The sequence below is a fragment of the Burkholderia sp. AU16482 genome (assembly GCF_002223285.1).
GTDB classification, from domain to species: Bacteria; Pseudomonadota; Gammaproteobacteria; order Burkholderiales; family Burkholderiaceae; genus Burkholderia; species Burkholderia semiarida.
In genome coordinates, this window is the sequence record NZ_NKEY01000006.1 from 1,901,984 (window position 1) to 1,924,663 (window position 22,680).

At 67.1% G+C, this 22,680-nt stretch carries 20 protein-coding genes; 4 read left to right on the plus strand and 16 right to left on the minus strand.

Going from position 1 to position 22,680, the window contains the following annotated elements:
• Nucleotides 1–64 precede the first annotated feature (64 nt).
• A complete protein-coding gene (locus tag CFB35_RS25825) occupies nucleotides 65–427 on the plus strand; it encodes a YbjQ family protein (protein ID WP_059584382.1) in 363 nt (120 codons plus the stop codon).
• Between the two features lie 19 nt (nucleotides 428–446).
• Here the strand turns inward: CFB35_RS25825 and CFB35_RS25830 are convergent, their stop codons facing one another.
• From CFB35_RS25830 to betC, 4 genes are all read right to left on the minus strand, one after another.
• Nucleotides 447–1,697, minus strand: a complete 1,251-nt coding sequence (locus tag CFB35_RS25830) for an MFS transporter (protein WP_059584380.1) — start codon at nucleotides 1,695–1,697, stop codon at nucleotides 447–449.
• Nucleotides 1,698–1,947: 250 nt separating this feature from the next.
• Entirely contained in the window at nucleotides 1,948–3,087 is a 1,140-nt protein-coding gene (locus CFB35_RS25835; protein ID WP_059584379.1) for a porin, read from the minus strand.
• Nucleotides 3,088–3,347: 260 nt separating this feature from the next.
• Nucleotides 3,348–4,316: a choline ABC transporter substrate-binding protein gene (choX, locus tag CFB35_RS25840; RefSeq protein ID WP_059584378.1), complete on the minus strand. Its 969-nt coding sequence runs from the start codon at nucleotides 4,314–4,316 to the stop codon at nucleotides 3,348–3,350.
• Between the two features lie 45 nt (nucleotides 4,317–4,361).
• Nucleotides 4,362–5,897 carry a choline-sulfatase gene (gene betC / locus CFB35_RS25845; RefSeq protein ID WP_059584376.1) on the minus strand — a complete coding sequence of 512 codons (1,536 nt, stop codon included), beginning with the start codon at nucleotides 5,895–5,897 and terminating at the stop codon, nucleotides 4,362–4,364.
• Between the two features lie 240 nt (nucleotides 5,898–6,137).
• Here betC and CFB35_RS25850 point away from each other — a divergent pair, with 240 nt between their 5' ends.
• Together CFB35_RS25850 and purU are read left to right on the plus strand one after the other, a co-directional pair.
• On the plus strand, nucleotides 6,138–7,043 hold the full coding sequence (locus tag CFB35_RS25850; RefSeq protein WP_059584374.1) for a LysR family transcriptional regulator: 906 nt from the start codon (nucleotides 6,138–6,140) through the stop codon (nucleotides 7,041–7,043).
• A gap of 180 nt (nucleotides 7,044–7,223) precedes the next feature.
• Nucleotides 7,224–8,108, plus strand: coding sequence for a formyltetrahydrofolate deformylase (gene purU / locus CFB35_RS25855; RefSeq protein ID WP_059584373.1), 885 nt, complete (start codon nucleotides 7,224–7,226; stop codon nucleotides 8,106–8,108).
• A gap of 23 nt (nucleotides 8,109–8,131) precedes the next feature.
• Here the strand turns inward: purU and CFB35_RS35115 are convergent, their stop codons facing one another.
• The 6 genes from CFB35_RS35115 to CFB35_RS25880 form a co-directional block, all read right to left on the minus strand.
• Nucleotides 8,132–8,284: a hypothetical protein gene (locus CFB35_RS35115; RefSeq protein WP_179231788.1), complete on the minus strand. Its 153-nt coding sequence runs from the start codon at nucleotides 8,282–8,284 to the stop codon at nucleotides 8,132–8,134.
• Nucleotides 8,281–9,174, minus strand: coding sequence for a sugar phosphate isomerase/epimerase (locus tag CFB35_RS25860; RefSeq protein WP_059585084.1), 894 nt, complete (start codon nucleotides 9,172–9,174; stop codon nucleotides 8,281–8,283). Before CFB35_RS25860 ends, CFB35_RS35115 begins: the two co-directional genes overlap by 4 nt.
• On the minus strand, nucleotides 9,171–10,229 hold the full coding sequence (locus CFB35_RS25865) for an ABC transporter permease (RefSeq protein ID WP_179231789.1): 1,059 nt from the start codon (nucleotides 10,227–10,229) through the stop codon (nucleotides 9,171–9,173). The genes CFB35_RS25860 and CFB35_RS25865 overlap by 4 nt, the downstream gene beginning before the upstream one ends.
• A gap of 2 nt (nucleotides 10,230–10,231) precedes the next feature.
• Entirely contained in the window at nucleotides 10,232–11,239 is a 1,008-nt protein-coding gene (locus CFB35_RS25870) for an ABC transporter permease (protein ID WP_059584371.1), read from the minus strand.
• Nucleotides 11,232–12,791 carry a sugar ABC transporter ATP-binding protein gene (locus tag CFB35_RS25875; RefSeq protein WP_059584370.1) on the minus strand — a complete coding sequence of 520 codons (1,560 nt, stop codon included), beginning with the start codon at nucleotides 12,789–12,791 and terminating at the stop codon, nucleotides 11,232–11,234. The genes CFB35_RS25870 and CFB35_RS25875 overlap by 8 nt, the downstream gene beginning before the upstream one ends.
• Before the next feature lie 85 nt (nucleotides 12,792–12,876).
• Nucleotides 12,877–13,869 carry a substrate-binding domain-containing protein gene (locus CFB35_RS25880; RefSeq protein ID WP_059584368.1) on the minus strand — a complete coding sequence of 331 codons (993 nt, stop codon included), beginning with the start codon at nucleotides 13,867–13,869 and terminating at the stop codon, nucleotides 12,877–12,879.
• Nucleotides 13,870–14,081: 212 nt separating this feature from the next.
• Between CFB35_RS25880 and CFB35_RS25885 the strand changes: the two genes are divergently transcribed.
• Complete coding sequence (locus CFB35_RS25885; RefSeq protein WP_059584365.1) at nucleotides 14,082–15,155, plus strand: LacI family DNA-binding transcriptional regulator; 1,074 nt, start codon at nucleotides 14,082–14,084, stop codon at nucleotides 15,153–15,155.
• A gap of 136 nt (nucleotides 15,156–15,291) precedes the next feature.
• On the opposite strand, the gene CFB35_RS25890 is transcribed toward CFB35_RS25885, so the two are convergent.
• The 6 genes from CFB35_RS25890 to CFB35_RS25920 form a co-directional block, all read right to left on the minus strand.
• Nucleotides 15,292–16,947, minus strand: a complete 1,656-nt coding sequence (locus CFB35_RS25890; RefSeq protein WP_059608929.1) for an APC family permease — start codon at nucleotides 16,945–16,947, stop codon at nucleotides 15,292–15,294.
• Between the two features lie 226 nt (nucleotides 16,948–17,173).
• Entirely contained in the window at nucleotides 17,174–18,037 is an 864-nt protein-coding gene (locus CFB35_RS25895; protein ID WP_059583193.1) for a glycine betaine ABC transporter substrate-binding protein, read from the minus strand.
• 133 nt (nucleotides 18,038–18,170) lie between these two features.
• Nucleotides 18,171–19,319: a hybrid-cluster NAD(P)-dependent oxidoreductase gene (locus tag CFB35_RS25905; protein WP_059583194.1), complete on the minus strand. Its 1,149-nt coding sequence runs from the start codon at nucleotides 19,317–19,319 to the stop codon at nucleotides 18,171–18,173.
• Nucleotides 19,320–19,432: 113 nt separating this feature from the next.
• Entirely contained in the window at nucleotides 19,433–20,674 is a 1,242-nt protein-coding gene (locus CFB35_RS25910) for an SRPBCC family protein (protein ID WP_059583196.1), read from the minus strand.
• Between the two features lie 52 nt (nucleotides 20,675–20,726).
• Nucleotides 20,727–21,512: an electron transfer flavoprotein subunit beta/FixA family protein gene (locus CFB35_RS25915; protein ID WP_059583197.1), complete on the minus strand. Its 786-nt coding sequence runs from the start codon at nucleotides 21,510–21,512 to the stop codon at nucleotides 20,727–20,729.
• Nucleotides 21,509–22,678, minus strand: coding sequence for an electron transfer flavoprotein subunit alpha/FixB family protein (locus tag CFB35_RS25920; RefSeq protein WP_059583198.1), 1,170 nt, complete (start codon nucleotides 22,676–22,678; stop codon nucleotides 21,509–21,511). Before CFB35_RS25920 ends, CFB35_RS25915 begins: the two co-directional genes overlap by 4 nt.
• Nucleotides 22,679–22,680 lie beyond the last annotated feature (2 nt).

A 22,680-nucleotide genomic window follows, 5' to 3' on the forward strand; every position in this document is an offset into this window, starting at 1 on the left:
TCGAAGGCCTTTGCTCCGTCCGGCTAGAATCGTCGTTCGACCACTCGCTACACGCTCGCCCACCATGACCGAATCCACCCGCTCCATCGACGACCTGTCGCCCGATCGCGTCACGACCGCGTTCGACCTGCCCGGCCATACGACCGTCCGCTCGCTCGGCGTCGCGCAGGGTATCGTCGTGCGCTCGCGCTCGATCGTCGGCTCGTTCGGCGCGTCGCTGCAGACGATCTTCGGCGGCAACATCACGCTCTATACGTCGCTGTGCGAGAAGGCGCGCGAGCAGGCGTTCGACAAGATGCTCGCCGATGCGCGCAAGCTCGGTGCGAATGCGATCGTCGCGATGCGCTACGACTCGACCGAGATCGGGTCGGGCGTCACGGAAGTCATCTGCTACGGCACGGCCGTGCGCGTGACGCAGGACGCGTGACGGGATCGCGCATCATGCGTCACGCATCGCGTTCGAGCGACTTCATGTTCGTGAGCTGCGGAAACAGCCGCATCCACGCCAACGCGACGGCGATCGTCGCCACGCCGCCGACGACGATCGCGGCCGGCGCGCCCCACCATGCCGCCGTCACGCCTGATTCGAATTCGCCGAGCTGGTTCGACGTGCCGATGAACAGCGAATTGACCGCGCTCACGCGACCGAGCATGTCGTCGGGCGTGCGCAGTTGCACGAGCGACAGCCGCACGACGACGCTCACGACATCCGATGCACCAAGTGCCGCCAGCGCGACGAGCGACAGCGCGAAATGCCTCGACAGCCCGAACACGATCGTCGCGATGCCGAACGCGATCACGCCGCCGAACATCGCCCGGCCCGGCCGCCCCTTCAACGGGAAGCGCGTGAGCCACAGCGTGCCCGCGAGCGCGCCGACCGCCGGCGCCGCGCGCAATGCGCCGAGCCCCCACGGGCCGACCTGCAGGATGTCGCGCGCATAGATCGGCAGCAGCGCGGTTGCGCCGCCGAACAGCACGGCGAACAGGTCGAGCGACAGCGCGCCGAGAATCGCCGGTTCGCGCCGGATGAACGCGATGCCCGAAAACACCGAGCGCAGCGTGACCGGGTCGCGGGCGGGCGGCGCGCCGCGCAGCGGAATCGTGCCGCTCAGCACCGCCGCGATCGCGAAGGCCGCGACGCTCGTGCCGAACGCGACGGGTGCGCCGACACCGTAGAGCAACCCGCCGCACGCGGGCCCGAGGATCTGCGCGGCCTGGTTCGCGGACGTCGACAGCGCGGTCGCGCGCGGCAGGTCGGTGCGCGGCACGACGGCCGGCAGCAGCGACGACACCGACGGCGACTCGAACGCGCGGGCCGTGCCGACGACCGCCGCGAGCGCGTACACGGCCGGCGCGGCCAGCCACCCTTGCAGCGCGCCGAGCAGGAACACGCCGGCGGCCAGTGCTTCGACGCTCTGGCAGATCGTCGCGATGCGCCGGCGGTCGTAGCGGTCGGCCACCTGTCCGACGACGAGCGTCAGCGCGAACATCGGCACGAACTGCGCGAGGCCGACGAGGCCGAGCGCGAACGCACTGTGCGTGAGCGCATACACGTACCAGCCGATCGCGACCGACAGGATCTGGAAAGCCAGCGACGACATCACGCGCGTGCCCCAGAAGCGCTGGAACGGTGCGTGGCGGAACAGGTTGGCGGGTAACGGGGATAAAGGACTGGAATCGGGCACGGGAGTGGTCATCGGGATCTCGGCGGTTGGCGGTGCACACCGCAGCCGTTCGGGAAACGACGACACACGCGAATGCGTGCGCGCGGCAACGGTGCAGGCGCGGCCAAACCGCGATGATATGCCAACCGCCGAAAACCGGCCGGCCGCCGGCCACGCGCCCCGTCGAGCCGCGGCATCGCGCACAAAAAAAAGCGCGAACCACGGTTCGCGCCAAAGAGAGACCTCGCTGAAGACGTCACATCACTACACGGCACCCACTCGCTCAGAACGAATGCCGCATCCCGATCCGCACGTCGGCCTGCGTCTGCGTCGTCGACGGCGTGAAGCTGTAGCCGATCACCGCATCGACGCCCTGCGACGCGCGCAGGTAGTCGCCGGAGATGTACACGTCCGTGCGCTTCGACAGCAGGTAATGCAGGCCCGCCGTGCCCTGGTTCCAGTGATGGCCTTCGAAGCGCGTGTGCTGGTAGCCCGCGATGAAGCTCAGCGCCGGCGTGAACTGGTACAGGCCGCCGCCTTCGTACACCTGCATGTGCGACGACTGGCCGAAGCCCTTGATCGTCGTGTACGAGTAGTTGGCATCGAGCGTCAGCTTGCCGATCGTGTAGCTCGTGCCGATGCCGAACGTGCCCTGGCTGTCGACCCCCATCGGCGTGTTAGCGAACAGGTCGGTACGTGCGCCGGTCGCCGGATCGACGGTGACGGTCTGCTGGCCGAGGAACGTGTGCGTGCCGATCATCGCGTACGGGTCGAACGCGTAGATGCCGTTCGGGTTGTTCAGGCGCGTGTACGCGGCGCCGATCGAGAAGTCGCCCTTCGTGAAGCTCGCGCCCGCGCTCCATGCGCTGTTGCGGTGGAAGTTGCCCGCGACGTTGCCGAACGAGTACATCGCGCCGAACTTGAAGCCGCTCATGTCGTTCGACAGGAACTTCACCGAATTCGGCAGGCGGTCGCCGTTGAAGCGGTCGAAGTCCCCCTGGTGGATCGCATAACCGCTGCCCCAGGCCGAGATGTTGTAGATCGACACGAGTTCGTTCGTGATGTCGAGCTGGTTGCCGAACGACAACGTGCCCCAGTCGTTCTGCAGGCCCACATACGCCTGCCGGCCGAATTCCGCGCCGCCGAAGCCGAGTTGCCCGTTGCCGAGACGGAAGCCGCTCTCGAGCACGAACACCGCCTTCAGGCCGCCGCCCAGGTCTTCGGTGCCCTTGAGGCCGAAGCGGTTTCCGTACGCGACGCCGTCGTCGAACTTGACCACGTGCGAGCCGCCCGTGTTGTTCACGTACGTGATACCGGCGTCGAGAATCCCGTACAGCGTCACGCTGCTTTGCGCGTGTCCGATGGCGGGAATACAGGCCGCGCATGCAAGCGCGGCGGCTACGGCAACTTTCGTGTGCTTCATTGTCGACCACCCTCCCTGAACCATTCGATGGATAGAATCTCGTCCCGGCGCGTGCCGCGATGCGCCGGTGGATTCGAATTCAGACCGCCCCGCTGGCTTCGGTATTTCGTTTTCCGCAATAACGCAGCCATTGGCGAAAAATACAAACCCATATTTCGGGTCACCCGTCTGAAGGCGACACTAAATGGTCACGATGCGACGGGTCGGGAAAACACGTAGACAGGCGGCACGGCGAAAACCGGCCGCCCGGAGGGAGGCGATCAGCGGCCGTCAAGGGCCGCGCGCACCGCCGGCAGGCCCGGCGCGCCGGCCGCGGTCGTCACGCCGTCGAGCCAGCCGGCGACCAGCGCGGGCTCGGCTTTCAGCGCATGCTGCGCCGCGAGCGCGGGCGGCGTCTTGTTGTCGAGCATGTCGGCGATCATCCGGTTCTCGACGTCGACGGAGAACGTCATCTGCCGGAACAGCCGCGCGAGGTTCGCGCACTGGCCGGCGAACCCGGCACGCGCGACCGTGTTGACCGTCGCACCGCCGTAGTTCGGGCCGAAATACGCGTCGCCGCCCGACAGATACGTCAGATGAAACTTCGTGTTCATCAGATGCGGCTCCCACGCGAGAAACACGATCCAGCGCTTGTCGCGCACCGCGCGCTCGACCTGCGTGAGCATGCCCGTCTCGCTCGATTCGACGAGCGACCAGTTCGCGGACCCGAGCGCGTGGTCGGACAGCATCCGCTTGATGTTCTGGTTCGCGGGCGCACCGGGCTCGATCCCGTAGATCTTGCCGTCGAAGCGGTCCGCGTAGCGCGCGAGATCGGCGAACGTACGCACGCCGGCGGCGGCCACATAGTCGGGCACCGCGAGCGTGAATTTCGCGCCGCTCAGGTTCGCATGCAGCACGTCGATCGATTTCTCGTCGACGAACGGCTTCACGAGCGGCGCCTGCGCGGGCATCCAGTTGCCGAGGAACACGTCGACCTGGCCTTTCTTCAAACCCTGGTACGTAATCGGCACCGACAGGTTCGCCACCGCCTGCCGGTAGCCGAGCGCCTTCAGCACGACGCCCGCCATCGCGTTCGTCGCATCGATGTCGGTCCAGCCGGGCGCCGCCATCTTCACGTCGCCGCACGTGCCCGGATCGGCGGCAGTCGCAGGCTGCGTCGCCGCCACGCACGCGGCGGCGGCGAGCGCCGCGCCGATCCTTCGGATTGCTGCATTGCATTGCCGTTTCATCGTCCGCTTCCTCCGTCGTTCGTCAATGTTCGCACTGCCGGACGTTCAGCGCCCGACGCGCGGAAAACGCGCCATCGCCTCGAGCGTGTCGAGTTCGATGTGATTGCGCATGTAGCGCTGGCTCGCGTCGGTAAACGGCTGCCAGTCCCACGCGTGGATGCGGCCCTGCGTCGTCGCCGCGTAATGGAAGCGCCGGCGCCGCTGGCTCGCGCGCACCTGCCGGTCCAGCTCGGGCAGGTTCCAGCGCTGCCCGGCCTCCGCACGGAACGCGGCGAGCACGTCGGCGGCTTCCGGCCGACCGGCCAGATTCGTGAGCTCGCGCGGGTCGTCCGACAGGTTGTAGAGCTGGTCCGGATCGGCCGGGCAATGCACGTATTTCCAGTCGCCGCGGCGGATCATCACGATCGGCGCGAGCGCCCCTTCCGCGAGGTATTCGCCGAACGCGACGTCGTGCGCGGGCGTGCCGTGCAGATGCGGCACGAGGCTCGCGCCGTCGACCGGGTCCGGCCAGCCGCCGGCGGGCGCCGCGCCGGCCAGATCGACGAGCGTCGGCAGCAAATCGACGTGCGACACGGGCCCGCGCACGCGCGCGGCGCCGAAGCGGCCCGGCGCATGCACGATCAGCGGCACGCGGCAGCCGCCCTCGAAGAACGTCATCTTGTACCAGAGCCCGCGCTCGCCGAGCATGTCGCCGTGGTCGGACGTGACGATCACGATCGTGTCGTCGGCGAACCCGCATTGCTCGAGCGCGGCCAGCACGCTGCCGAACTGCGTGTCGACATAGGACGTCGCGCCGTAATACGCGCGGCGTGCGGCGCGGATCTGCGCGTCCGTCGGCGGCGTGCGGTCGTTCTCGCAGACGAAGCGCAGCCGCTGCGAATGCGGATCGCTTTCGGCCGCATCGAGCCGCACGGCCGGCATGTCGATCTCGTCATCGTCGTAGCGATCCCAGTATTCGCGCGTGATCGCATACGGGTCGTGCGGATGGGTGAGCGACACGACCATGCAGAACGGCCGCGCATCGTGTCCGGCCGCACGCTCGCGCGCGACGTCGTATAGCTTCTGCTTCGCGGCGAACGTCACTTCGTCGTCGAAGTCGAGCTGGTTCGTGCGCACGCACGGGCCGGCGTCGAGCACCGAGCTCATGTTGTGATACCAGCTCGGCCGCTCGGTCGGGCTGTCCCAGTCGGGCACCCAGCCGAAATCGGCAGGATAGATGTCGGTCGTGAGGCGCTCCTCGAAGCCGTGCAACTGGTCGGGCCCGCAGAAGTGCATCTTGCCGGACAGCATCGTCCGGTAGCCGCCCGCGCGCAGGTAGTGCGCGAACGTCAGCGTTTGCGCGGGCAATTCGGCGGCGTTATCGTAGGCGCCGATGCCCGACGGCAGCTTGCCGGTCAGCAGCGAGAAGCGCGACGGCGCGCACAGCGGGCTCGCGCAGTACGCGGCGTCGAACACCACGCCTTCGGCCGCAAGCCGGTCGAGCGTCGGCGTGCGGGCGACGCGGTTGCCGTACGCGGGCAGCGCGAACGGCGTGAGCTGGTCGGCCATCAGGATCAGGATGTTGGGTGTCGGGTTCGTCATCGGCGATCGTGGGAAAAGCGGTGTTCGAATGGAACGGCTCGCCGCTCGGGCAGCGGGACGTCCGGCATGACGGAGGCGGCCCGCGGAAACTGCCGCGCGCCGGGGCCGCGCTGGCTAGAATCGCGGAATCCGTTGCCGCCGGCGCGTGAAGCGCACGTGCCGTACCGTCTGCCGGCACTATCGCCCGCCCGAATTCGTGCGGGTAGGCGTCCGGCCCTTATGGGGCCATTAGAGGGACTTATGTCGAAACCCGAACCGTTACCGTCGATGCAGGCGCTGCGCGCGTTCGAATCGGCCGCCCGGCTCGCGAGCTTCACGGCCGCCGCGCGCGAGCTCGGCTCGACGCAGCCGGCCGTGAGCCAGCAGGTGTTCCAGCTCGAAGCCGAACTCGGCGTGCCGCTGTTCGAACGCAGCCCGCGCGGCGTCACGCTGACGGCCGACGGCGAGTGCCTGTACGAAGCCGTGCGGCTGAGCCTCGACACGCTGCGCGGCGCGACCGCGACGCTGCGCGCACGCCGCGAGCACGGCGCGCTCACGATCGTCACCGACTTCGGCTTCGCGACCTACTGGCTGATGCCGCGCCTGGCCGGGCTCAAGCGCGTGATGCCGGACGTCGACGTGCGCGTCGTCACGTCACAGGATTACGACGCGCAACGCGACCACGGCGACATCGCGATCCTGTTCGGCGACGGCCACTGGCCGTCATGCACGGCCGCGCGGCTGTTTCCGGAATCCGTCACGCCCGTGTGCTCGCCCGCGTTTCGCGACGCGCACCGGGGCGTCGCGCGGGCCGACCACCTGCTCGCGCTGCCGCTGCTGCACGTGCAGCCGACGCACCCCGAGCGCTGGCTGTCGTGGGCGGGCTGGTTCGACGCGCACGGGCTCGAATCGCCGGCCGCCGCCCGCGGCGTGACCTTCAACAGCTATGCGCTCGTGATCCACGCGGCGCTGCTCGGCGAAGGCGTCGCGCTCGGCTGGTCGCCGCTCGTCGACGAACTCGTCGCGAGCGGCCAGCTCGTGAAGCTCGTCGATGCGCCCGTCGTCACGTCGCGCGGCTACTTCCTGGTGCGGCCGCCGCAGCGGCCGGAGCCGGACGCGACCCACGTGTTCCGGCGCTGGCTGCTCGACGCGTGCGCGGGGGCCTGACACGGCTCGCACCCTGCGGCCCTCGCCCGCCCGCTGGCGCACCGATACCAGCCACACGGCGCGTTGGTTCTATCCGCCGCGAAATCGTCCTGATTTACTTGAGCCTCCCGCTACCCGCGCGGCGCGGCGCTGTCGTGCGCCGCCGCGCGGCCGTACGCCCCCTGCCATCCGAGGAGTCTCATGACCGCCGAGCACCGCCCCGATCAATTCGTCCTGACACTGTCGTGCCCGAGCGCGGCCGGTCAGGTCGCCGCCGTCGTCGGCTTTCTCGATCGCCATCGCTGCTATGTCGATGCGCTGAACGTGTTCGACGACGATCTCAGCAACCGCTTCTTCGTGCGCTGCGTCTTTCATCCGACGGATGAGACGTTGCAGATCGACGCGCTGCGCCAGGAATTCGCGCCGATCGCGGCCGGACTCGCCGGCCACGATGGCGGCATCCAGTGGGCGATCCACGATGTCAACGCGCGGCCGAAGGTGCTGATCATGGTGTCGAAGCTCGAGCACTGCCTCGCGGATCTGCTGTTCCGCTGGCGCATGGGCGAGCTGAAAATGGACATCGTCGGCATCGTGTCGAACCACCCCGACTTCGAGCCGCTTGCCGCGCAGCATGGGTTGCCGTTCCGGCACTTCCCGATCACGGCGGAGACCAAGGCGCAGCAGGAAGCGCAATGGCTCGACTTCTTCGAATCGAGCGGCGCCGAACTCGTGATCCTCGCGCGCTACATGCAGGTGCTGTCGCAGGAAACGAGCGCGAAACTCGCGAACCGCGCGATCAACATCCATCACTCGTTCCTGCCCGGCTTCAAGGGCGCGAAGCCGTATCACCAGGCGCATGCGCGCGGCGTGAAGCTGATCGGCGCGACCGCGCACTTCGTGACCGACGATCTCGACGAAGGCCCGATCATCGAGCAGGTCGTCGAGCGTGTCGATCATGCGCTGCGGCCGGAGCAACTGCTTGCGGTGGGACGCGATGTCGAATCGCTGACGCTCGCGCGTGCGGTGAAGGCGTTCATCGAGCGGCGGGTGTTTCTGAACGGCGACCGGACGGTGGTGTTTTCGTAAACCGGGCGCCGCGCCGGCCTCTATCAGGCGTTGCCCGCCAGGAAATCGGCGGGAAGGCTGTGCGCCAGCACCCTGTCGACATTGATCAGATCGTTGCCGTCCAGCTTCGCGCGCAGCAGGTGTGCGGCCAACGCCTCGCGGTCGATGTGTCGCGCGCCCGTCGACGCGCCGCTCATGGCAGACGGCTCCGCTCGGCCTGCTTCAGTGCCTCGCGCGCGGACTTGAGCTGCACGCGCGTGAAGGCCAGCGCGTGCGCGGCGAGATCGTGGCTGTCTTCCCACAGGTTGCGCCAGATCGCGAGGATGCCTTCGAGCGGCTGGCCGACGACGCGCGACGAAAAACTCTCGAACGTGATCGGCCCCGTGTAGCCGCTGAACACCAGCGCGCGGAACACCGCGGTGAAATCGACGTTGCCCGATCCGAGATACCCGCGATGCGAATCGCCGACATGCACGTAGCCGAGATGCTCGCCCGTATCGCGGATCGCCGACGTCACGTCCGACTCCTCGATATGCATGTGATACGTATCGAGATGCACCTTCACGTTCGGCCGCGCGATGCGTCGGCACAGCTCGACACCCTGCGACGCGGTGTTGAGCACGTTCGACTCGTAGCGATTGACGACCTCGAGCCCGAGCGTGATGCCGCTTTGCGCGGCCATGTCGGCCACCTGCGCGAGGATGTCCGCGGACATCGCGACGCCGGCAGCCGTCGTCGGCGTGACATTCTTCTGGAACGCCGAATACAGGATCCCGCATACGTGCGTCGCGCCGCAATCGCGCGCGACACGCAGCGCGGCCTCGAGTTTTTGCTTGCCGCGCGCGGCCTTCTGCACGTCGCCGCTCGAAATGTCGGATTCCGCGTCTAGCCCGAGCGAGAACGTGATGCCGAGGCCGGATCGTTCGAGTTCGCGCCGCGTGAACTCGGCATCGATCGAATCGGGATCGAGCGCGGGCACCTCAATGAAATCGAAGCCCGTCTCGGCCGTGTTCGCGATCGCGCGCACGCACGCGTCGCGGCTCCAGCCGGCTTCCCACACCAGCGCATGTACGCCAAGCTTGTTCATTTCGTCTCCTTCCGTTGAGGGGGTTCGAGGGCGCCGAGCGCAGGCGCCGCACTTGAACTGGGCCTGCGCGGCCGCGACGCATGCCGGGCCCATGCCCAGCGCACCAGCATCACTGCGAGCAGGAACGCGCCCCACAGCGCGGTCGCGAGATGCTGGCTCGCACCGAGCAGGTTGAGGCCCGATGCGATCACCTGCAGGATCACGAGCGCGATCACGACCGGCGCGACGCGACCGAAGCCGCCGAACGGATCGACACGCCCGAGAAAGCAGGCAAGCACCGAGATCAACAGGAACGCCTCGCCGTGGCCGACACGCACCGAGTTGAAGCGCGACAGCATCACGACGCCGGCCACGCCGCACATCAGCCCCGACAGCATGTAGATGCGCGTGATCGCGCGCGTGGTCGAGATGCCCGAGTAGCGCGTCGCCTCCGCGTTCGAGCCGATCATCCGCGTGACGAAGCCGAGCCGCGAATACGTCATCACGACGTGCCACAGCAGCGCGCAGCCCGCGAAGATCCACAGCGGCACCGGCACGCCGAGCCACAGCCCGTTGCCCATCGCACGCACGACCGGCGGGAACCCGGAAATGTCGCCGCCGCGCGTCAGGAATTCGCCAAGGCCGCGCAGGAAGATCATCGCCGACAGCGACACGAGGATCGGGCTCGCGCCCGTCCAGGCGATCACCGCGCCGATCAGCCAGCCAGCCGCGGCGCCCGTCGCGAGCGCCGCCGCGATGCCGAGCGCGACCGCTGCGATGCCGGCCTCCGGGCCGCCGTGCGACTGGATCACCCACGCCATCGCGAGCCCCGCGATGTTCGCGGTGAACGTAACGGCGAGATTGAAGCCGCCGGACACCAGCGGCATCAGCATCGCGAGCGTGAACAGCCCGAGCTCGGGAAGCTGGAACGCGATCGACACGAAGGTTCCGTCCGTGAGGAAGCGATCCGATGCCAGGCTCATCGCCACGACGACGCAGGCAAGGAAGCCGAGCAGGCCGGCCACGTCGGCCGGCACGGACAGCACTGCCAGGCGCCGGGATTGTCCATGTTTCATGATCATGCCCTCGCACGCGGCGACAGGAAGCGCGAGCCGGCCAGCCGGGCGACGCCGTCGCTCGACACGGTGATCGCAATCAGGATGACGGCGCCGACGATCATCTTGAACGCATACGGCGACACGCCGAGCAGGTTGAGCCCGTTCGCGGTAATCGATACGAGCAGGATGCCGAGGATTGCGCCGAGCACGGAGCCACGCCCGCCGCCGAGCCGCGCGCCGCCCAGCACGACGGCCGCGAGCACGTCCAGTTCGCGGCCGTGCAGCGCATTCGGCACGACCTCCTGCACGTAGTGCGCCTGCATCAGCCCGGCGACGCCCGCCATCATCCCGAGCCAGCCGTATGCGACGTAATGCATCGTCGCGACATCGATGCCGACGCGCCGTGCGGCTTCCGGGTTGTCGCCCGTTGCGTAGAGCTGGCGACCGAGCGTCGTGCGGCGCAACAGGAACCACGTCGCGACGACGGCGATGGCCATCACCGCGACCGGCAGCCCGAGCGACGCGACGCCTCCCGTCGTTTCGACCTGCACGATCGCGATGCGATTCATCCACCAGTCCGGCAGGTCGTAGATCGACACGCCGCCCGTCACGAACATCAGCCCGCCGAAGAAGATATTGAAGGTCGCGATCGTCGCGACGATCGACACGACGCGGAACCGGTAAATGATCGTCGCATTCACCGCGCCGAGCAGGATGCCGAAGCCGGCAGCGAACGCGAAGCCGAGCGCCCAGTTGCCGCCGCCGAGCCGCATCAGCGACAGCGCGGCGAGGTATTGCACCACCGACGCGCCGACCGCGAACGAGATGTCGATGCCGCCCGCGATCAGCACGATCAGCAGCCCGACCGCGAAGATGATGTTGACCGCGCTCTGGTTGAGCAGGTCGAACAGGTTGGACAGCGTCAGGAAGGTCGGCGTCGCGAAGCCGAGGCCGACCGCCATCGCGACGATCACGGCGAGCAGCCACGCTTCGGTCGCGCCGATGCCGAAGGGTTGCAGGTTACGCATGAACGTCTCGCTCGATGTGGTCGATCGGCTCGCGGCCCGGCACGTACTCGGCGACGATCCGGCCGTCGCGCATGTGCAGGATACGGTCCGCGTTGAAGTAAACCTCGGGAATCTCGTCGGAAATCAGCACGATCGCCATCCCTTCCGACGCGAGCCGGTGAACGATCGCGAAGATGCCGGCGCGCGCGCCGACGTCGACGCCGACCGTCGGCGAATCGAGGATCAGCAGCTTCGGCTTCGTCGCGAGCCATTTCGCGAGCACGATGCGCTGCTGGTTGCCGCCCGACAGCGTCGATACCGCGTCGTCGGGACCGCCGATCTTCACCGCGAGCCGCGCGACCCAGTCGCGAATCAGCGCGTCGCGCCGCCGCGGCGAAATCAGACCCGCCGCGCCAAGCAAGCTGTCGAGTACCGCGATCGCGGTGTTGTCGCCGATCGATTGCGGCTGCACCAGCCCCAGTTGCAGGCGGTCCTCCGACACATAGGCGATGCCGGCGCGAATCGCGTCGCGGTTGGAGCGCAGCGACAGCGGCCGACCGTCGAGCGTGATCGTGCCGGCATCCGGTCGCGTCATTCCGAACAGCGACAGCGCCAACTCGGTGCGCCCGGCGCCGAGCCGCCCCGTCAGGCCGAGGATTTCGCCGCGCCTCACCTCGAACGACACCGCATCGTATTCGCCGCGCCGCGACAGTCCGTCGACACGCAGCATGGCCGGTGCGGTCGACAGGTCGGTCGTGCGCACCGCGTAGTCGAAGGTGCGTCCCGTCATCAGTTCGGTGAGCCGCGTCTGCGTCATCCCGGCCGTCGGAAACGTGCCGACATGACGACCGTCGCGTATCACCGTCACGCGCGCGCAGACGTCGAGCACTTCCGCGAGCCGATGACTGACGAACACCACCGCGATGCCGTCGGCCGACAGGCGGCGCACGATCGCAAGCAGCGCCTGCGTCTCGGCGTGACTGAGCGACGCGGTAGGTTCGTCCATGAACACGAGGCGCGCCTGCGCCACGAGCGCGCGTGCGATCGCGACGACCTGCCGCTGCGCGATCGTGAGCGTGCGCACCGGCCTGTCGAGATTGAGCTCGACGCCGAGCCGCGCGAGAATCTGCCGCGCGGCCGTCTTCATCCGCCCGTAGTGAACCAGCCGCGGACGCGCGCCGAGGTTCTGCTCGAACGCGATGTTCTCGGCGACCGTCATCTCGGGAAACAGCGCGAGGTCCTGCCAGATCACCTGGATGCCGAGCGCGCGCGCCCGCATGGGATCGAGATCGACCGCCGGTTTGCCGTCGAAGCGGATCACCGCGCCGGGTTCCGGACGATGGACACCACTCACGATCTTGATCAGCGTGCTCTTGCCACAGCCGTTCTCGCCGGCCAGGCACAGCACTTCGCCCGGCATCACGTCGAAACGCACCTGCTGCAGCGCCTGCACGCCGCCGAACGTCTTCGACACGTTGTCGAGCTCGAGCAGCGGCGCGCCGGCCGCGCACGCGGCCGATGGCCTGACCGACCGGCCGGACGCCGCGGCTTCGCGGGAATGGGCAGACATCATCGCTATGCTCCGTTACGGCCTGCAATCGAACATCGGGCGAGTGGAACGACCGCGTCACATGACGCGTCGCGCCGGGGTGCGTCGCTCACAGCCCCTGCTTCGCGAGATCGTCGACGGTCTTCGCGTTCAGCTCGACGAGCTGGTTCACGATCAGGTTGTGGCCGTCCGGATGCACGACGCCGAGCCCCGGAATCGTCGTGCCGTCCTTGACCGGCTGCCCCTTCGCGAGCATCGTGCCGAGCGTGACGAACACCTCGCCGGCCTGCGCCGGATTCCACATGTAGCCGCCGCTCAGCACGCCGTCGTGCACGAGGCGCCTGCCTTGCCCCGGGGAAAACGGCCCGAGCACGATCACCTTGCCCTTCGCCTGCCGCTCGGCAACCGCGCGCGCGGCGCCGATCGGCCCCTGACTGCCGAACGCGAGGATCGCCTTCAGGTCCGGATGCGCGCGCATCAGGTCGAGCGCGGTCTTGCGCGAAGCGTCCACATCCTCGGCCACGCCGTAGCGGTCGCCCACGAGCTTCATGCCCGGATAGTTGGCCTTCAGGTAAGCGATCGCGGCATCGGCCCATGCGTTGTGCAGCGGTACCGTCAACGAGCCGACGAATACCGCGTATTCGCCCTTGCCGCCTACCGCGGCGGCGAGATTCTTCGCATACGCTTCGCCGAACCCCTTCGCGGACGCCAGCTCGAAATTCCAGTCCGTATTCTTTTGCTTCGGCGATTCGTGCGTGATGACCTTGATGCCAGCGGCCCGCGCGCGTTGCAGCACCGGATCGAGCACCTCGGCATCGTTCGGCACCACGCCGATCACGTCGACCTTCTGCGCGATCAGGTCCTCGATCGCGCGCACCTGCAGCGCCGGATCCGCGCTGGTCGGCCCGACCATGAACGCCTTCACGCCGAGTTGCTCGGCGCGCTTCCGGATGCCCGCATCCATCGCGTTGAACCATGGAATGCCGCCGATCTTCACGACGACGCCGATCACCGGCTTGTCGGGCGACGCCGACGCGATACCGGTTGCGAGCGCGAACGCAGCCACGCCCGCGCATACCGTGCGCAAGAAGTTCACAGACATGTCTCCTCCATCCGAAGGCGACCGTCGCCGGGCTCTCGAGCCGCGACATGGCGGTCAGTTGCTAAATCCATTCAGCAAACTGTTTCATGTATGCTGAATCCATTTAGCTCCGACGGGAAGCATGGGAAAACCCTGATAGGGAATCGCGTCCCGAAACGCATACCGTCGGCATCATCAGGACCAGAACGCACTCGAGGGGAGCAACGACGCAGATGGCCCGCACGACTACCGGACGCAAGTCCACGATCTACGACATCGCGAAGGCGACCGGCGCATCCACGTCCACGGTCAGCATGGTGCTGAACGGTAACTGGGCGCGCTACCGGATCAGCGAGGAGACGGCCGCCCGCGTTCTCGACAGCGCCAAGACGCTCGGCTACAACGTCAACCTGAGCGCGCGCGGCCTGCGCCTGTCGCGTTCGGGGCTGGCGGGTATGGTCATCCCGCACTACCGCAACCGATTCTTCGCGGGGCTCGCGGAAACCTTCGAGGACGAGGCGCGCCGGCGCGGCCTGTGCCCGATCGTCGTCGGCACGCAGCGCGACCGGGACGTCGAACTGAACGTTACACAGACGCTGCTCGCGCAGCGCGTCGAGTTGCTGTTCATCGCTGGCGTACGCAATCCGGCTCCGCTCAACGCGCTGTGCGACGCGGCCGGCATACCGTCGATCAACGTCGACCTGCCGGGAGAAGGCGCGCCGTCGGTCGTGTCGGACAACCGCGCGGGCGCGCGGGCGCTGACCGACGTGCTGATCGACAAGATGATTGCGCGCGGCAATTCGGCAAACGAACTGATGCTGCTCGGCGGCATCGCCGGCGAATACGCGACGGAGATGCGCATCGCGGGCTTTCACGACGCGTTCGCCGCGCGCGGCCTGCCGCCGCCGCCGCACGACGCGATCGAGCGTTGCGGCTACGCGCCCGCCGCCGCGCGCGAGGCGCTCGCGCGACGCTACGAGACGCTCGGCCGGCTGCCTGCCGGCATGCTGACGAACTCGATCACGTCGTTCGAAGGGCTCGTCCGTTTCGCGTCGGAGTTGCCGTGGGATATCTGGCAGCGCACGGCCGTCGGCTGCTTCGACTGGGATCCGTTCGCCGCGCGCCTGCCGTTCGACGTCACGATGCTGCGGCAGGACGTGCAGCGGCTGATTGCCGAAGCATTCGCACTGCTCGATACCAATGACGCCGAGAGCAGCGCGCCACATCCGGTCGTGATGGTGCCGACGCGTTTCATGCGCACGCTCGACGACGACATGCGCGCGAGCGACGAAGAGCCGGCCGGCTGACCACGCGCACGCGGCATGAAAAAAAACGCCCGACCGGCCTTGCGGCCAGCCGGGCGTTCTTCATTCAGGTCGCGCGACATCGCGACGCCGCGCCGAAACCGTGTGCGTGCGCTCCGGGCGAGCGAGTCTCAGGCGCTCACTTCACCCAAGCAAAGTAGTACGACAACCAGATCGTGAGCGCCGCGCCGATCAGCGCCGCATACGGCATCAGGCTCAGCCACGGCGCGCGCTTCGGCACTTCGAGCTCCATGTCGCGCTGCATCTGCGCCGGGAATCGGCCGCGATCCTGCCAGTAGTGGCGATACAGGAACACCGGCACGATCAGCAGCATCGCGATCAGCCCGTTGCGCAGCGTGCCCTCGCCCTGCAGGTTCGCGCCCGCGCCAACATAGACGAGGTTCGCATAGCCGCAGATCGAGCCCGCGACGAGCAGCCACGTCGGGCAGCGGAACGGCCGATCCCAGTTGCCGCGATCCATCCGGTGGATCCAGCCCGACTGAAGATTCAGGAATACGAACAGCATGTAGCAGACGTTCGAGATCGACAGCACCGTCATGTAGTCCGACATCATCAGCAACACGAGGTTGAAGCCGAGGTCGGTCCACATCGCGCGCGTGGGCGAACCGTGCTCGTTTACGTGCGACAGGTACTTCGGCAACCAGCCGTCGACCGACGCCTGGTACAGCGTGCGCGACGAACCCATCATCGACGTCATCACGATCAGCAGGATCGACAGCATCAGCATCACGACGACCGCATTCGCGACCCACGCGCCGCCGCCGACGATCTTTGCCATCGCGGCTGCGACGCCGGTGCCGTCGCCGATCGCCGGATCGAGCATCGCCTGGGTGCCGAGCGCGCCCTGGAACGCCATCGGCACGAGCGTCATCACGACGAGACACAGCGCGCCCGACCAGAAGATCGCCTTCGCGGTATCGCGCCGCGGATCGCGGAACTCACGCGTGTAGCAGACGGCCGTCTCGAAACCGTACGACGCCCAGCCGGCCATGAACATCGCGCCGAGCGCCATCGTCACGCCCTGCCCGTTCCATGAGCCGAAGGTCGCGGCCGTAAGGTTGCCCTGCGCGTCGTGACCGAGCGGCAGCAACGGGAGCAGGTTCGACATCGGCACGTCGCCGGTGACGAACGGCACGATGCCGACGATCAAGAGCGGCGTGAGCGACGCGATGCCGAGAATGCGCTGCGTACGCGCGGCCTTCGACGCACCGCTGTGCTGAAGCTTGAACGTGATGAGAAGCAGAATCGTCGCGATGATGAACGTCGCGTTGATCCGCAAAGACAGACCGGGCTTGATGAATCCGAGATCCGCAACCTTGAGCTGCCAGTGCAGCACCGCCGCATTGGCGGGAAAGAGACTCGTGAGCGCATAGCTTGCCGCGAGGCCGCAGCCGAGCGCGAGCATCGGCGACCACGCGAGCCAGTTGCACCACACGGACACCGGGGCAATCAGCTTGCTGTAACGGACCCAGCCGATCGCGCCATACACCGACGCGCCGCCCGATTTATGCGGAAATAGCCCGGATATTTCCGCATAAGTCGCGCTTTGAACCAGCCCCATCGTGATCGCGGCGATCCAGATCGCCCACGCGGGCTGGCCGATCGTCGCGCATACGCCGCCGATCGTGAACAGCACGCCTGCCGGCACGCCGCTCGTTACCCAAAAAGCGTCTTTCCAGGTCAGGCCACGATGCAGCGTGTGGCCCGTCGAATCATGTGAGATGGTTGCCTCGACATCACTGGTGCGATTAGCACGCAGTCCTGCTTGACTCATCCAATTCCTCCTCTCGATCAGCGTAAGCGCTTCAACGTTTACGCTGCTCCGATACAAAGCGGGATGACTCCGCACAAGGGCGCTAGTGTAACAACTTACGCGCTTTTTTGCAGAATCCGAAAAAGAATTCCGGGATATGGCTGCATTTCATCCTCATTGTTTCGGATTCCTGCATGCCATTCCCGGCGTGTTTTTATGATGATTCGTACGACGTATGTCGGGAGACTTACTGCGCGCCTTCCGTCCACGCATTCACGCGGTCGGCATGCGCCGCGATCCACGCATCCGCGGCCGCTTCCGGCTTCGAGCCGTTCTGGATCGCCAGCATCACGCTGTCGATTTCACCCGGCTTCCACTGGAATTTCTTCAGGAACGCGACGACCGGCTTCGCCTTGGTTTCAAGGCCCGGATTCACGACGCTGTCGACGTGCTCGGCGCCGCCGAACACCTTCTTCGGATCCTCGAGGAAGCGCAGCTTCCACTTCGCGAACATCCAGTGCGGCGCCCAGCCGGTCACGATCACCGGCTTGTTCGCGCCGACCGAGCGCGACAATTCGGCCGTCATCGCGCTGCCCGAGCTCGGCATCAGCGTGTAGCTCAGCCCGTAGTTCTTGATCGCTTCGTCGGTCTTGCGCATCACGCCCGCACCGGCATCGATGCCGACGATGCGGCCGCCGAAGCTGCTCTTCTCGGCGTTCAGATCCTCGATGCTCTTCGCCTTCACGTAATCGGGGACGATCAGGCCGATCTTCGCGTCGGGAAAGTTCGCGCCGAGGTCGACGACCTTGCTCTTGTATTCGCTCCAGTAGGATCCGTGTGTGACCGGCAGCCATGCGGACAACGTCGCATCGAGATCGCCGCGCGCGACGCCCTGCCACATGATCCCGGCGGCGACCGGCACGAGCTTCACCTCGTAGCCGAGCTTCTTCTCGATCACGCGCGCGGCGACGTTCGACGTCGCGACGCTGTCATCCCAGCCTTCGACGTAACCGATTTTCAGCGTCGGCTTCGTATCGGCGAGCGCCGATGCGCTCAGTGCCGCCATCGCCGACAGTGCGCCGGCCCAAAACAGTTTTCCGAACAATTTCATGGTCGATCTCCTTGGTCTGCGCACCGTGCGCGTTGTCTCTCTAGGTTCTTCAACCACAAATCCGCGGTATCGTTGTTTTCCGACAGATGCTTGTCCGGACGCGACGCGCCCGGACAGCCGATGGCGCCTGCGACTACTTGTCGATCACGAGATCCGACAGCGGCTTGCTGCAGCACAGCAGCACCATCCCCTGATCGATCTCGCGCTGGCGGATGCCGCCGTTGTGTTTCATCTCGACCTGCCCCGACACGAGCTTCACCTTGCACGTACCGCACATGCCCTGCGTGCACGATGCCGGCAGCCGCACGCCCGACTGGCGCGCCGCGTCGAGCACGTGCTGCTCCGAGCCGCACGAAATCTCGCGATTGCTCTTCGCGAAGCTGACCGTGTACTGCTTCGTGCCGGCGGCGTCGCCTTCGGCCGGCGGCGCGAGATCGGCCAGCAGCTCGTCGCTCGCGGTCTGCGCGAGCGTCTCGAACGAGAAGCTTTCCTCGTGATACTGCTTGCGATCGAAGCCGGCTTCGTCGAGCAGGTCGCGCACCGCCTTCATGTACGGTGCGGGGCCGCACGTGAAGATTTCGCGTTCCATGAAATCCGGCGCGATCAGCTTCAGCAGCGGCAGCGTCAGGAAGCCGGTGACGCCCGGCCAGTTGGTGCGTGCGCCGACGCGCTCGACGACGAACGACGTGCGGAAATTCGTGTGGTTCGACGCGATCAGGTCGAGCTCGCGCGCGAAGATGATGTCGTCCGGCGTGCGTGCGCTGTGCACGAACAGGATGTCGCGATCTTCCGCGAGATCATGGTGTGCACGGCTCATCGACATCAGCGGCGTGATGCCCGAGCCGGCCGACAGGAACAGGTACTTGCGTGCCGGATGCCTTGCACACGTGAATTCGCCGGCCGGGCCGAGCACGCGCACCGACGCGCCCGGCTGCAGGTTGTCGTGCAGCCAGTTCGACACCTTGCCGCCCGGCACGCGCTTCACCGTGATCGACACCGTGTGCGGCCGCGCCGGCGACGACGAGATCGTGTAGCAGCGGTTGATCGTTTCGCCGTCGATGTCGAGCTCGAGCGTGAGGAACTGCCCGGGCTCGAACGAAAACGTGCGGCCCTGCGGCGAACGGAAGAAGAAACTCTTCACGTCGTGCGTTTCCTGCCGCACGTGGCAGCACACCAGCGTTTCCTCGACGTCGCTCGTCCAGCGCTCGGGCAGCGCGTTCCAGAACGCCGGGCGCGTCACCCGGCTGTCCGCCGGCTCGAAATTGGCCGCATCTCGCATCATGTCAGCCTCCGCAGGGCCGCCCCAAGGAGGCTGACCGCCCCCGCGGGGGGCAGTGAACGAAGTGAACGTGAGGGTCGTTTCATCAGTTGCTCCGCTTGCTGTTCCGCTGACGACTACGCGCCGGTTTGTTCGGCGAGCCGGCCGATGTACCAGGCCGAGAATTTTTCGACGAGACCTTCCGTGTACGGCGAATACGGGCCCGGCTCGTACGCGCTGCTGGTCGCGCCGCGCTGCGAGAATTCGACGAGCGCGCGATCCTGGTCGTTGGTCGCGTTCCACACGGCCGTGAGGTTCTTCACGTCGTAGTCGATGCCTTCCTTCGCGTCCTTGTGCACGAGCCACTTCGTGCGCACGAGCGTCTTGCCGGCCGACAGCGGGATCACCGAGAACGTCACGATGTGATCGCTCATGAAGTGGTGCCACGAGTTCGGCTGCGTCCAGAACGACAGCCCGCCGAGGTCGGCCTTGTCGAAGCCGCCGAGCAGCTTCTTCGACGCGACCTTCGCGTCGAGCGTCTGCGATTCGCCGTGGCGGTCGAGCGGCAGGCGCTGCGTGCGGAAACCCGTCACGTCGAGCAGCTTTTCGATTTCGGCGGACGGCAGGCCCATCTCCGCCCACTCCTTGCCGCGGCGCACGCAGGTCTCGGCGAAAGCGTCCATGCCTTCGGCGTTCGCGTCGGAACGCTGGTAGCCGAAGCCGTATTCGTACAGCGAGATCGTGAGCTCCGGATGGTTCGCGACGCAGTGATAGCACTCGCGGTTGTTCTCCATCGTGAGCTTCCAGTTGCCTTCCTCGATGATGTCGATCTGCGCGGCGATCTTCGTGTTCGGCAGATCGTGCGGCAGCAGGTACGGTTCCATCTCGGCGCGCATCTGCGCGAAATCGACGGGCGGCTCGTCGGCGAGGCAGATGAAGATCAGGCCCGCGAGGTTCTCGACGTGCACCGACTTCAGGCTGTGCTTGCAACGGTCGAACTTCTCGCCCATGTGCTCGGCGAACATCAGTTGGCCCGTCAGGTTGTAGGTCCAGCTGTGGTACGGGCACACGATGTTGCCGACCGAGCCTTTATCTTCGTTGCACAGGCGTGCGCCGCGGTGACGGCACACGTTGTGGAACGCGCGGATCGCCATGTCGTCGTCGCGCACGATCAGGATCGAATCGTTGCCCAACTGCACGGTCACGTAATCGCCCGGCTCGGGAATGTCCGGTTCGATCGCCACCTGGATCCAGTGCTGGCGGAAAATCGCCTCCATGTCGAGCGCGAAAATGTCCTCGCTCGTGTAGAACGGCGCTTCGAGGCTGTAGCCTGCCTTGCGGCGTTCGATCAATGCACGAATGTCTGCCGATACTTTCATCGTTTGCTCCGGATTCCTTGCATCCCTGGGTTCTTGCCGACAGGCATCAAAATCAGTAGTCGATGAGCTGATGCTCGCGCAAATACGCAAGGATCACTTGTGCTTTTTCGACCGAACTCCCTTCATTTACGACGTTGCCGCCACGGCTTTCGGTCGTCGTCGCGGACAGCATCCGGGCATGCCCGGAGCGCTTCTCGGCGGCGACCAGTTTTACGGGTTTACGCTCGACCGGGCCGACCGTCCACGCGGTCGCGTCGGCGTCCGCGCCGCTCGCCGCGAGCGCCGGCCGGATCGCGCCGGCGCGCAGCCGCGCATAGGCATAGCGCGGCTCGACACCGGCGAGCGGATGGACGGCCACGACGGCCGGCAGCGCCGCGTCGACACGCCGCCGCAGCCCTTTCGGCAAAAATTGCCGGACTGCCACGCGACCGCCATCGACCGTCACGTCGACGGCCGAGCCGACGAGCGGATAGCCGAGCGCCGCGGCGACGCGGTACGGCAGCATCCCGGTGTCGTACGCGCCCTCGGCGCGCGTGCCGGTCAGCACGAGGTCGTAGCCTTCGATGCGCGCGGCGAGCGCGTGCACGGCATCGTCGCCGTCTCGGCAGGCCAGCACTTCAACCTCCCGCGCGCCGAGCGCCAGATACTCGGCGAGCGCCGCGTTGGCGGGGTCGCCCGCGTGGATCACGTCGAGCGTCGCGCGATGTTTTTCCGCGAGCTGGCGGCCGGTTTCGAGTGCGGCCGCATCGTTGCGGCTGTAGCGCGCGACGCCGCTGACCGGATGCCGGCCGACGGACACGAGCACCGCGATGCGTTGCAAGGGGCGAGGGGCATTCATGCCGCGACTCCTTCGGGTTCACGGGTACCGACCGCGGCCGGCGATTCGCCGCGCGCGGCCCGCGCGGCCTGGACCTGTTCGATCAGCGCGGCGATCGTCGCCTGCGCGTCGCCGACCACCGTCAGGTTCGCGCGCTTGGCGATCGGCGCGCTGCCGTCGAGGTTCACCGCGATCACGTGGCGGCAATCCTTGATCCCCTGCAAATGCTGCACCGCGCCCGAGATGCCGAACGCGATGTACACGCTCGCCTCGACCGTCTTGCCGGTCGCACCGACCTGCTTGTCGCGCGTGAAGTGGCCGTTGTCGACCGCGACGCGGCTCGCGCCGATCGCCGCGCCGAACACGCCGGCCAGCCGCTCGAACGCAGCGATGTCGGACACGCCGTTGCCGGCCGACACGATGAAATCGGCTTCCTCGAGCGCGACCTGGGCCGCATCGATTTCGTCGAGGCCGAGATCGCGGTACGGCTGCGCGGCGTCATGCGCCGGGCGGATGAAATCGGCAGCCACGCGTTCGCCGGCGCCGACGAACGGCAGCTTCGCCTCCACCGCGTTCTGCGCGAGCAGGATCACGTCGGGCAGCGCACGGGTCGCGAACGCGCGCCCGGCCTGCGCGTACGCGCCCACGTGCTTCGCGTCGATCTCGACGACGTGGGTCGCGACGCTCGCGCCGGCCGCCGCCGCGTAACGGCGGCCGAGATCGCCGTCGCCGGTCGCGTTGTCGGGCACGAACACATGCTTCGGGGCGAGCGCGGCCACACAGGCCTGCAATGCTTGCAGTTCGCTTTCGGGATCGAACGCGCGGCGATCGAAGCCGGTCAGCTCGAGCAGCTTGTCGACACCCAGTTCGGCCACGTCGTCCTTGAGTTCGCCGAACGCGAGCAGCGCGACTTCGGTCTGCGCATCGGCGAGCACGGCCGCGGCGGCGATCGCCTGCCGCGAATGGTCGTCGAGCGCGCCGCGTTCGCCATGGGCGACCACCAGCATCACGTGCTTCGGATCCTGCAGCGCGCGGCGCGGCTTCGCCGCCGCGGCGCCATGACCGTGCGCGGACCACTGCGCGGCGTTCGCATCGGCGCTGCCTTCCTCGCCGAGCGTGATGCGCTTCAGGCCGGCGGCCGTGATGATGAACGGCCGGCGCGGATCGATTCGTTTGATCGTATTCATCG

Coding starts and splice junctions, on each gene's coding strand:
- CFB35_RS25825 (WP_059584382.1), top strand. CDS start 65: ATGACCGAATCCACCCGCTCCATCGACGACCTGTCGCCCGATCGCGTC.
- CFB35_RS25830 (WP_059584380.1), bottom strand. CDS start 1,697: ATGACCACTCCCGTGCCCGATTCCAGTCCTTTATCCCCGTTACCCGCC.
- CFB35_RS25835 (WP_059584379.1), bottom strand. CDS start 3,087: ATGAAGCACACGAAAGTTGCCGTAGCCGCCGCGCTTGCATGCGCGGCC.
- choX (WP_059584378.1), bottom strand. CDS start 4,316: ATGAAACGGCAATGCAATGCAGCAATCCGAAGGATCGGCGCGGCGCTC.
- betC (WP_059584376.1), bottom strand. CDS start 5,897: ATGACGAACCCGACACCCAACATCCTGATCCTGATGGCCGACCAGCTC.
- CFB35_RS25850 (WP_059584374.1), top strand. CDS start 6,138: ATGTCGAAACCCGAACCGTTACCGTCGATGCAGGCGCTGCGCGCGTTC.
- purU (WP_059584373.1), top strand. CDS start 7,224: ATGACCGCCGAGCACCGCCCCGATCAATTCGTCCTGACACTGTCGTGC.
- CFB35_RS35115 (WP_179231788.1), bottom strand. CDS start 8,284: ATGAGCGGCGCGTCGACGGGCGCGCGACACATCGACCGCGAGGCGTTG.
- CFB35_RS25860 (WP_059585084.1), bottom strand. CDS start 9,174: ATGAACAAGCTTGGCGTACATGCGCTGGTGTGGGAAGCCGGCTGGAGC.
- CFB35_RS25865 (WP_179231789.1), bottom strand. CDS start 10,229: ATGAAACATGGACAATCCCGGCGCCTGGCAGTGCTGTCCGTGCCGGCC.
- CFB35_RS25870 (WP_059584371.1), bottom strand. CDS start 11,239: ATGCGTAACCTGCAACCCTTCGGCATCGGCGCGACCGAAGCGTGGCTG.
- CFB35_RS25875 (WP_059584370.1), bottom strand. CDS start 12,791: ATGATGTCTGCCCATTCCCGCGAAGCCGCGGCGTCCGGCCGGTCGGTC.
- CFB35_RS25880 (WP_059584368.1), bottom strand. CDS start 13,869: ATGTCTGTGAACTTCTTGCGCACGGTATGCGCGGGCGTGGCTGCGTTC.
- CFB35_RS25885 (WP_059584365.1), top strand. CDS start 14,082: ATGGCCCGCACGACTACCGGACGCAAGTCCACGATCTACGACATCGCG.
- CFB35_RS25890 (WP_059608929.1), bottom strand. CDS start 16,947: ATGAGTCAAGCAGGACTGCGTGCTAATCGCACCAGTGATGTCGAGGCA.
- CFB35_RS25895 (WP_059583193.1), bottom strand. CDS start 18,037: ATGAAATTGTTCGGAAAACTGTTTTGGGCCGGCGCACTGTCGGCGATG.
- CFB35_RS25905 (WP_059583194.1), bottom strand. CDS start 19,319: ATGATGCGAGATGCGGCCAATTTCGAGCCGGCGGACAGCCGGGTGACG.
- CFB35_RS25910 (WP_059583196.1), bottom strand. CDS start 20,674: ATGAAAGTATCGGCAGACATTCGTGCATTGATCGAACGCCGCAAGGCA.
- CFB35_RS25915 (WP_059583197.1), bottom strand. CDS start 21,512: ATGAATGCCCCTCGCCCCTTGCAACGCATCGCGGTGCTCGTGTCCGTC.
- CFB35_RS25920 (WP_059583198.1), bottom strand. CDS start 22,678: ATGAATACGATCAAACGAATCGATCCGCGCCGGCCGTTCATCATCACG.